We start from the raw sequence: 2,309 nt of genomic DNA, 5'->3' as shown, positions 1-2,309 counted from the left end.
TTTTATGGTGAATGATGTCAGCACCGATGCGGTGAAGCTTATCAATCACGCGGTTAACACTGATCGTGTTGCCAGGAATTGGTGAAGATGAGAATACAATCGTATCTCCCGGAATGACCGAAATTTGGCGATGTGTTCCATTGGCGATTCTTGCAAGTGCCGCCATCGGTTCCCCCTGGCTTCCCGTACAAATAATGGTAAGCTCATTGCTTTGAGCCTGTCCGATTTCATTGATGCTGATAAAAGCCTCGTCCGGCGCCGTGATATAACCAAGGCGTCTGCCAATCTCAATCGTTTTCTCCATGCTGCGGCCGACAACAGCCATTTTACGGTTATGCTTTAAAGAAGACTTCACAACCTGCTGGATGCGGTCGATGTTCGACGCAAATGTGGCAAAAATAACCCTGCCATCCACAGTCTGAAAAATATCCTCAATCGCCTCTCCGACTCTTTTTTCCGAAACAGAGAATCCAGGAACTTCAGCGTTTGTGCTGTCAGACAATAAGCACAGCACGCCTTCGCTGCTGACTTCCGCGATTTTTTGAAAATCAGTTCCCTGTCCCACTGGAGTCAAATCAAACTTGAAATCGCCTGTATGGACGATATTTCCCTCTGGCGTAGTGACAACGACACCAAATGAATCCGCGATACTGTGGGTCGTACGGAAAAAGCGGACCTTAATATTCTGGAATTCCACCACGGTATCATTGTTGATTTGATGGAACGTAACACCTTTTATTTTATGTTCTGTAAGCTTTGATTTAATTAGTTCTACGGCAAAATCACCGCCATAAATCGGCGCCTTTACGTCCTGCAGTAAAAATGGCAATCCGCCAATATGGTCTTCATGGCCATGTGTGACGAAAATCCCAACAAGCTTGTCCTGATTCTGTTTTAAATACGTGTAATCTGCGAGCACATAATCGATCCCGAGCAAATCATTGTCCGGGAACTTTATTCCGCAATCCACGAGCACCATTTCATTTTTATATTCGATTACATATGTGTTCTTACCGATCTCACCAAGACCGCCCAACGCGAAAATCCTGAGATCCTTTTTTAGTTTCTTTTCCATAGTTCAGCTCCTGTTTATATTTATGCCTGTATCATCAATTCCCACTGGAATCTTTTTAATGAAGAATAGTGAGGAAATTTAATGGAGAAAATAGGGGTTTAAGTCCTTAAAATATATCACAATTTGGTCAATTCAACAAATAATGATATACCGTTTGCAGATGAGATGTTTTTTAGCAGGGAAAAGTTGCTGAAATTTTGGGGAATTCATCTTTTGGGCGGATGCACATGCACTTCGTTTGAGAGAGTGACTTTTGCAACGTGAACCTGTTTTTTCCTTTGTGAAATCGGTTTTTTTTTTGATTGGAGGACGTATTTTCCCCGTTGAAATCGTTTTTCTCCCCTTTGCTTAAAATTTTACTAGCAAAGAGTAATTTTGCATGGCGATTTTCAGCTAGTTGGTTCGACAAATTGATGATTTCACCGGTTGGACTCGTTTTTTCACCGGTTGGATTGATTTTTTCACCAGTTGCATTCGTTTTTTCACCAGTTGCATTCATTTTTTTACTAGTTGGCTAAAATTCAAAGGTGATTTTCTAAGCGAAGCATGGGTTACTCTGCATCTCCAGCTGACGTTTTCATTTCAAAAAAAACAGAGAGGGCCTCCACCCTCTCAAATTCCATCATACTATTTGTTTTCTCTCGATAAGCACCACTGATAAAACGGCTGTTCCAACCAGTACGGCCACTGCAATCGCTATTCCCGCAAAGGGAGCCAGGAGGGGATAGCCAAACACACTGTATGAATTGAAGTTCATGAATAGTTCTTCTACTTTCATGATGTTGGTCAGAGTCAAAGTGAGCATTTTATTCACCCATATTGTTTCAACGTTCATGATGCTTTGCGCCAGGATCGGAACTCCGAACAGGAATCCAGAAACAAAGAACGAAATGACCGTTGATTTAGACAGGGTCGATACGAGGACAATCAGCCCCGCAAAAGCAATCGCCGCTAGTATATGAAGAGAAATCTGGATCATGTGGTACTCCATGAATGTCAGGCTATATGGAGAAAAAAAGTATTTAAAGGAATACTGAATCGGCAAGTCCCAACCCTTTGTTCCGAACACTGCCGTTCTGGTAATCAAATTGAAAGCCTCCCAGAACAGAACCACCACAATCGCGAAAATGGAAGCAGCGATCAGCTTTGCCCTCATCGTCGCGCTCCGGCCTTTCTTTGCGCTGAGGATATAATTCTCTACTCCTGTTGCCTGCTCATTTGAATAAATGCCTGA

At 42.7% G+C, this 2,309-nt stretch carries 3 protein-coding genes; all 3 read right to left on the bottom strand.

Annotated features, from left to right (window positions below):
- Positions 1 to 1,075: ribonuclease J (locus tag WB217_RS03605; protein WP_423990717.1), on the bottom strand; the 1,075-nt coding region annotated here is incomplete at its 3' end.
- Positions 1,076 to 1,247: 172 nt separating this feature from the next.
- On the bottom strand, positions 1,248 to 1,574 hold the full coding sequence (locus tag WB217_RS03600) for a hypothetical protein (protein WP_423990715.1): 327 nt from the start codon (positions 1,572 to 1,574) through the stop codon (positions 1,248 to 1,250).
- Positions 1,575 to 1,697: 123 nt separating this feature from the next.
- The coding region (locus tag WB217_RS03595; protein WP_423990713.1) for a hypothetical protein at positions 1,698 to 2,309 on the bottom strand (612 nt) is incomplete at its 5' end.

Source organism: Mesobacillus sp., assembly GCF_049588175.1.
GTDB lineage: Bacteria > Bacillota > Bacilli > Bacillales > Cytobacillaceae > Mesobacillus.
Note: the sequence above shows the minus strand (reverse complement) of the source record. Positions and strands in the feature narration are given on the sequence as shown.